This is a genomic window from Massilia orientalis, from assembly GCF_030411975.2.
GTDB classification, from domain to species: domain Bacteria; phylum Pseudomonadota; class Gammaproteobacteria; order Burkholderiales; family Burkholderiaceae_D; genus Telluria; species Telluria orientalis.
In genome coordinates, this window is the sequence record NZ_JASNRB020000059.1 from 1 (window position 1) to 7,335 (window position 7,335).

Genomic DNA, 7,335 nt, shown 5'->3' on the forward strand with positions numbered 1-7,335 from the left:
CGACTGCCCGACGCCTTCACACACTTCAACGAGGTGCATTCGCATTCGGCGCTTGGGTACAAATCGCCGCGCATGTTCAAGAAAGACAACCGACAAGTTAAACATGTCTCATTCTTACACGCACTCAAGCTGTACATGGTCCTGCTGGCGTTCCGCAACGGCCGTGACAACGTGGCGCGCTTGGGATATCCAACACATCTAGCTCTACACCGGATTAAGGCGTACGACATTGCGCTCACCGTCAATATTCTGAGCGCTGCCCAACAACCAAATTATTCGTGCCCGCGAAAATGTGCAACTAAATTAACAACAGAAACACTGATTGCTAGTGTGCAGGACGAGTTGGAAAGTAGGTCACGGTACAATGCTTGGTTGCACTCTTATGGACGCAGGAATTTCGTGAAGACGGCTTTTCTTGGCAAACGAATGATGGCGCAAGAAATCGCAGCCTATGATTGGTCGAGGCATCCGCTCGGTCGAATAGACGAGTGGCCAGCAGCGCTGCGTACCGCATTGGGTATGATCTTAGACAGCGATTTTCCAATGTTCCTTGTGTGGACTGGTCAGTTCTATGCATTCTATAACGATGCCTATCTTCCTCTCCTCGGCAGTAAGAAACTAGATGCGCTAGGCCGTCGTTTCGCAGATGTATGGGCAGAGGCATGGGATGTTGTCGGACCAATTGCCGAGAAAGCTTATGCTGGAGAGAGTACGTACTTCGAAGATCTTCCGATTGTCGTTGATCGATACGGATATCCTGAACAGACCTATTTTTCCTTTTCATATAGTCCAGTACGTGGCGAAGATGGGCAGGTAGCGGGCGTCCTGTGCACCGTCTTCGAAACGACATCCAAAGTGACGACCCTGGCTCGTTTGAAAGAGAGCGAAGCCCGGTTTCAGCTGTCCTTGGAAGCATCCGGCAACATTGGTACCTGGACGGTAGATGCGGAAACCTTCGCAACGACCGTCGATGCTCGGTTCGCCCACCTGTTTCGTTCCGATGCTGTTGATGCGGAACGAGGGATTCTGTCGTTATCAGCATTTACGGACAATATCCATCCTGATGACAGGCAACGCGTGTTGCAATCTATTGCTCATGCGATGGAAAGTGGTAGCCCTTACGAAGAAGAATACCGTCTAAGTCCAGTCGATGAGGCACTTATCTGGGTTTCGGCCAAGGGCCGTATGTTTGCGGACCTCGATACTGGCAAACGTCGCTTTGCTGGGGTCGCGGTGGACATTACTCAACGCAAGCAAATCGAGACCGACCTTCGGCGCTTGGCTGAGGGATTGGCAGAATCCAATCGACGGCAACAGGAATTCCTTGCCGTTCTCGCCCATGAATTGCGCAATCCTTTGGCCCCAATACGCACCGGACTGGAGCTGATCGCTTCCACAGGAGACAACCCGGCCACGGTCGCTCGCATCAGGAAAGTGATGAGTCGACAAGTAGATCACTTGGTCCACCTTGTTGATGACCTGCTCGACCTGGCTCGTATAACGAGCGGAAAGATCGTGCCGAAATTGAGTCACGTTCCGCTTCAGGACATCGTGTCACAGGCCATCGAGACTGCTCTACCCGCGATTGAGGCCAAAGAACATAAGTTTATCGTGCACGTGCCGAAGGAACCCATCTGGCTGGATGTCGATGCCAATCGTATCGCCCAGGTCATCGCAAACGTACTGACTAACGCGGTGAAATACACGACGCCGCGTGGCGAAATCGTCCTGATGGGCCGTGTTGAGAACGACAACGCGGTCGTCACTGTCACAGACAACGGAATTGGTATCGCGTCTGATGAACTGCCTCATGTGTTCGACATGTTCAGTCAGGTAGTCCACAACGGGGAATATTCCCAAGGCGGCCTAGGTATCGGTTTGGCATTGGCCAAACAGCTTACCGAGATGCATGGAGGAACAATATGGGCCGAGAGCGCTGGCCAGAACAACGGAAGCACATTCACCATAAAACTTCCTGTTATCAACGGCACAGCGTCTCCCGGCAATGTGGAAGGGAGCTTGGGATTGCACCAACCTGGAGGGACGCGCCCACGTCGTATATTACTGGCCGACGACAATGCGGATGCCGTCAACATGCTAGCGCAAATGCTGAAATTGGACGGGCATGAGGTCCGTACAGCTAGCGATGGCCAGCAGGCGCTTATGATTGCACAGGAATGGATACCGGATGTGGCTTTACTGGATCTGGGAATGCCAAAAATGAATGGCTTCGAGCTGGCGGAGGCGATGCGCGCTTCATCTCTGAAAGATGTCGAGCTCGTGGCAGTAACTGGTTGGGGAAATCATGAGGATCGCTTGCGAACAACACAAGCTGGGTTCAGCAAGCACATTACCAAGCCACTCGATTTCAGTGAACTCCGAGATTACCTTGCTTCAGTTGGTAGGCGTCTCGACTGACATTTGTCGAATTGAGCCTGTCAGATTTTTTGTGTGGAACGGGGTCATGAAATAAACCCGAAAGGACTGTTCCACGACCGAAGTGATGACCACCAAAAAGCCCAAGAAAGGAAGCTTCTTATCCGTTCCCGGTCGAGCTGATCGACCAGTTAACGTACAATGCCTCCGTCAGCGTCATAATCTTCGCCGGCAACGGCCGACCAACTATCTTCATCTAAATAAATAACTTTATGCGGTGTGGAGTGACGCATTCCTGGGCGCAGGTTACCTTCAATAACCCAGACTCGGTGAAGTTCATATCGCCTGACGTTCGCCGAGATGAATTTATTTCCGAATATGCTATTACCCTGAGCATCTTTATCTGTTATGTTCAGCGCATTGTACGGTACGAACAGCTCGCGCTTCCCTTTGAGTACCCATTCGAACCTGTCCGGATTACCATTAAATATGTAGTTCGCGTCGCTCGGATACGTTTTTTCGAAGCCAATCAACGGTGCATCATAGGCATAATTTGACATACGCCGCACACGTCGTTGACCAGGGAAGTAATAATAAGACTCAACCGGTTTGTCAAAATAAAACCGCTGCAACACTGCTTGTCCCGACATTGCGGCGGGACTCTTGTACGAGAGAATTTCCGCGACCTTCAGATCGCCTTCTCGTAATGGTCTGCCTGGCGCCGCACCCCATGGGTTATAAATACGCACCTCCCATGAATAGAGAATGGGCTCGGCATCTGGTGCCCTTGGTGATAGATATGACTTTCCATTGGTCCATTCCACACCCAATCCCTGGTATTGCACAAGAAAATTCCAAAGCGCTTCGCTTCCAGTGCGTGGGTGCGAAAGGGAACACTTGGGAGCACCGCGTCTTCGATAGACCAGCCATTGCGCGAGATATGTGCCCTGCCCTGAAAACGAATTGTATTTTGAGCCACGAAAGGTGGAAGACCGCAACTCCGATGGGTCGGATAGATAGGCATTGTGTACCCGGGCTTGCTTTTTAATAAAGCAACAGCGCCCGGAGGCAACATCGTTTCAAATTGGTTAACGTTGTTCTGGTCAATAATTCGCAGCGGAATTTCCTTTCCGTAAGGGGAAAACCGAACCCGGCTTTCACCTGGCGTCCACCCGGGCAGAGGAGAATCGGTCATTCCCCGCGATTCCGGAATACTGCCATCCGCGTTGCTTGAAGTTTCGGCACCGGAAACTGCAAAATGAGAAACGGATTGCGCTAACGCTATTCTCGGCAGCACGAAACAGTTTGCTATAACGCAAAAGTAAATTTGTGGCACTCGGCCTCGGCGAAATATCAGCATTGATGACCTCATGTTCGAAGTAGCGTAGACGCAATGCACAATAATGAACTCATAAAAAAGCGTGTCGAGGTTCGCAGCGTATGTAACACCAATCATAGGTGAGAGTCACGTTCCCGTGAAATAAATTCGGGTCTGTTATGATGATTGGTAAAGTTCCCGTTTTGCCACATTGACGAGGAAGGTTCCGGTTCACATAGACTGTCACGCCAAACATTTGACAGGACAATATAAGTCGGCTCCAAGGAATGCTGCTTCTGTCGCGTTGACGAGGTGCGTACCCTCATCGGATAGGCTGTGATACCTCGAGCACTTCATGATTTGACATGCTAGCAGGCGCCTAGACGAAATCAATGACATAGTCGTGGCATGCCGTCGCGGTGTGAAGGAAGCATGTGATGGCAGTGAAATATTCACTCGACGGTTCGGAGCCGCTGTCATACGCTGGCGGCAGGCCGCCAGCCTTGCAGCCCCAGCATATCGCAGTGTTGCGCGATATCGTGACAGAGCGTGCACAAGCGAGCCTGCAGGAAATTGCAGACGAGTTTGATCATCGCTCTGGTGCGCGCGTCTGTGCCTGGACCATTCGACCTGTACTGCGTGCGCAAGACATTGTGCGGATGTAGCTAACATGAGTATAAACGCGCGTCGCAAGCGCAATCGCAGAAAAAGGGGCGGAACACATGGACGACGAGTTCAACTTGCATACTTACCGACGGGTTGTCGAGGCAAGGAGCTCCAAGCGCACCGCCACCCTCGTCGACATTTGCGTAGGAAACACGTAAGCCTGTGAATCTCACGCCTTAAGCAGTACCTCAGAACGTATCTCTTGCGGCGCTTGACGCGTACCATGAGCTTAACCAACCCTGGGCGGATCTGCTGCGAGCGTTCCATCGACATGCACGACGTGGCCGAGCGCGTAGATGAAGCCGTCCAAGCTCCGCGACAAACCGCTCGGAATCGTCGGCTCGGTGTGCCTAGTTTCTTTCGAATTCCTGTGACCACGAGTGTCTAACAAATAAGCTCCTGGAACGGCCTCGGCAGCTCGTCCTTTGCTTCGTCGAGCAGCGCGGGTACGCACCCGGTGATGTGCCCAATCCCTTGAGGCACAATTAAGCCAAACTCACTCAATAGACTCCGGATCTGATTGACTTGCGCTGTCCTCGCTTTGATCCATCCCTGCTGTACCCGATGCAGCGCTAGCACCGCCTGCTGCTCAACATTCATGACCGGCACAAACGCATGTTAGGCGGCCGCACGGCCTTGCAAATCACTTCCGCATCCGCAGCGTCGTGCTTGTTCGTTTTTACGTAGGGCTTGACGAATTGAGGCGCCATCAGCTTCACCGTGTGTCCAAACGCTTGCAGCGTTCGCGCCCCGTAATGTACGCTGCTGCAGACTTCCATCCTTCAAGTGGTTGCTCGATACATCCACTCACGACGCGCTGCTTCCGCCGCTCGATCCTGTGACTAGGGGCAGATCAAACCAAAGAACTTCAGCGTCATCGGACATGCCCTGCAGTTCCACGTTGGGAACAACTGGCAATGCACATGCATCGCCCCCCGCAAGCTGCTCGGGTGCTACGCCGGCAACGACGATCGATAGTGCGCCTCGAATGACGTGGACATATGCACTCCGGTTCGCTTGTGCATTGATGGACACACTATGGCCGCGCTTGAGAGTCGTTACACAGATCATGGAGTCTTGATCCACCGGAAGACTGTTACCGCGCCCATCTGGCGACACGAGCAGTTGCCATCGCCCGGCACGATCTGCGCGCTCGAAATGGCGCTGTTCCACTGAGGGCGGGGTGCCCGTTCGACGTGGCTGAAGCCAGATCTGAATGTGGTGGTCCGTCACTTGACTCGATCGGTTCATCTGGCTGTGGACGATTCCCGTTCCGGCGCTCATCTTCTGCACATCGCCTACTGTAACGATGCACTGATTACCGAGATTGTCGCGATGCTCGACCATGCCTGAGAGCGGCATGATGAATATCTCGAGATCCCTGTGCGGATGCGGAAGGAATCCGCCGTTCGGCTTCACCTTGTCTTCGTTAAGCGCAAGCAGAACACCAAAAGAGTCACGCTCAGGATCCCTGTACGAGCCGAAGGAGAAGCTGAATCGAGCATCAAGCCAGTCGAGTTGCATGATTCCTCGCGTGGCTGCCCGTCGTATGTCTAGCGTTTGCATGGTTTCTACATTTCCTGGCGAAGTTAGGTGACAGAATCGAGTCTAGGCTTCTCGTAAAATGAAATACAGGTGCCTAACGGCCGACCTGTTTGAGCGCGTGCCGGACCAGCGCGGCACGCCCGCGCGGTGTAGGCGGCGTGAACTAGTCAATGCATGCTCCTACGTGCTGCACGGGGGTGCTCTTGGCGACTTCTACCAACGACATACCCCCCTGGCAAGCGGTCTACTAGGCGTTTTCACGTTAGGTGGGTGCTGGTGTATTCGAGAAAATGCAGGGCCGGTTACGCAAGCAGTGGCGTTCCCGCATGGGACGCGCGAACGCGCCGACAGAGGCGATTATCGATGCCCAGTCCAATGGCACTTCGCCGCAGGGCGGAGAGAGCGGTTTCGATGCCGGGAGAATGGTCAGTGGCCAAGCGCAACCTCGTCGTTGATACGACGGACTGCTCATCGCGCTGACAGTGACGACCGCAAGTTTGCAGGACCGGGATTCCGCTGCTGCCGTGGTTGCGCAAGCGTACACGTGGGTGCACCGGGAGATGTGCAGTAATATGGGACCAGAGTTCGTCCAGAACGGTGCTTTGGCCAAAGCATCAGTCCGGCTAAGAACATGCCGTCCATGTTAATCCCTAGGCCGCGGCTACGTACGGCAGCAATCTACCGGTTCCGGTCCCTCGGCTGAGACCGCTTTCAACCCAGAGCGGACGCCGTCGACCTAGTGAACTGAGATTTCGTCAAGGCGACAAGGTAGTCATCATAGTGGAGAGGGAAGCTTGCCGTACGCCGTATCGACAAATACCTTATAACGGGTAACTTGGCTCTCGGTAGCATCCAGCGAGATTAATCGTGACTCTCCAATTTTTAGTTTGGTCGCGCGACTTCCAGCGTAAATCGGTTTGCCGGTAGACAGGTCCTTGAGCGTGAGCATTAGATTTACCGTCCCTTTTTCAAGCTCACGAGACTCGATCCGCACTTCATATTGCGTTGGAAAAGTCAGAGTCGCCTCATCGGTTTGCCGCATGAGGACGCCATTCGCGTAGGTACTCGATTTTTCCGTAGAAAATTTGCTGACGATAAAATGAACAACAATTCCGTCCTGCGCAAATGCAGGCATGCAAAACATCATGCAGAGAAGCAAAAGTAGTCTCATCTAGTCTCCGTTCTAACTGTAGATCTGCTCTTGGCCGAACTCGGAATTTCGCCAAGCTCTGTGTACAGCGCTTGTTGCTGCAAAGGCGAGTAGATGGTTTTGATAGTCGCACTAAAGCGTCTACCAACGCTATCTTTGCAATCAGAGCGTTGGCGGACGCTGGCCGATACGACGAGTTACGTAGTTAGAAGACGGTCCGCATCTGGTCGTGGAACGACATGACCTCTCGCATCCTGTCGCGATCGGCCGCGATGGCGCG

The 7,335-nt window shown here is 53.2% G+C and carries 5 protein-coding genes and 3 pseudogenes; 3 read left to right on the plus strand and 5 right to left on the minus strand.

The features are described from left to right. Positions 1–72 precede the first annotated feature (72 nt). Positions 73–2,418: a hybrid sensor histidine kinase/response regulator gene (locus tag QPK29_RS33135; protein ID WP_400189951.1), complete on the plus strand. Its 2,346-nt coding sequence runs from the start codon at positions 73–75 to the stop codon at positions 2,416–2,418. 149 nt (positions 2,419–2,567) lie between these two features. On the opposite strand, the gene QPK29_RS33140 is transcribed toward QPK29_RS33135, so the two are convergent. Both QPK29_RS33140 and QPK29_RS33145 read right to left on the minus strand, forming a co-directional pair. Further along, a complete protein-coding gene (locus QPK29_RS33140; RefSeq protein WP_371772390.1) occupies positions 2,568–3,374 on the minus strand; it encodes a DUF1329 domain-containing protein in 807 nt (268 codons plus the stop codon). Then, positions 3,275–3,832, minus strand: a pseudogene (locus QPK29_RS33145) (DUF1329 domain-containing protein); the annotation flags it as partial. The gene QPK29_RS33140 and the pseudogene QPK29_RS33145, both read right to left, overlap by 100 nt. Positions 3,833–4,131: 299 nt before the next feature. Here QPK29_RS33145 and QPK29_RS33150 point away from each other — a divergent pair. Then, entirely contained in the window at positions 4,132–4,359 is a 228-nt protein-coding gene (locus QPK29_RS33150; RefSeq protein WP_400189952.1) for a helix-turn-helix domain-containing protein, read from the plus strand. A gap of 391 nt (positions 4,360–4,750) precedes the next feature. Here QPK29_RS33150 and QPK29_RS33155 read toward each other — a convergent pair. Beyond that, positions 4,751–5,139: pseudogene (locus QPK29_RS33155) on the minus strand (IS110 family transposase); the annotation flags it as partial. Between the two features lie 28 nt (positions 5,140–5,167). Next, positions 5,168–5,884 carry a pirin family protein gene (locus QPK29_RS33160; RefSeq protein WP_371772391.1) on the minus strand — a complete coding sequence of 239 codons (717 nt, stop codon included), beginning with the start codon at positions 5,882–5,884 and terminating at the stop codon, positions 5,168–5,170. A 115-nt stretch (positions 5,885–5,999) separates the two neighbouring features. Between QPK29_RS33160 and QPK29_RS33165 the strand changes: the two are divergent. Next, positions 6,000–6,441: pseudogene (locus QPK29_RS33165) on the plus strand (transposase); the annotation flags it as partial. Between the two features lie 239 nt (positions 6,442–6,680). Here the strand turns inward: QPK29_RS33165 and QPK29_RS33170 are convergent. After that, the gene (locus tag QPK29_RS33170) at positions 6,681–7,076 is read right to left on the minus strand and encodes a hypothetical protein (protein WP_371772392.1); all 396 of its coding nucleotides are present in this window, start codon (positions 7,074–7,076) and stop codon (positions 6,681–6,683) included. Positions 7,077–7,335 lie beyond the last annotated feature (259 nt).

Bases quoted from the DNA above. Each gene is read 5' to 3' on its own strand.
- QPK29_RS33135 (WP_400189951.1), top strand. From the start codon at position 73: ATGTTCAAGAAAGACAACCGACAAGTTAAACATGTCTCATTCTTACAC.
- QPK29_RS33150 (WP_400189952.1), top strand. From the start codon at position 4,132: ATGGCAGTGAAATATTCACTCGACGGTTCGGAGCCGCTGTCATACGCT.
- QPK29_RS33160 (WP_371772391.1), bottom strand. From the start codon at position 5,884: ATGCAACTCGACTGGCTTGATGCTCGATTCAGCTTCTCCTTCGGCTCG.
- QPK29_RS33170 (WP_371772392.1), bottom strand. From the start codon at position 7,076: ATGAGACTACTTTTGCTTCTCTGCATGATGTTTTGCATGCCTGCATTT.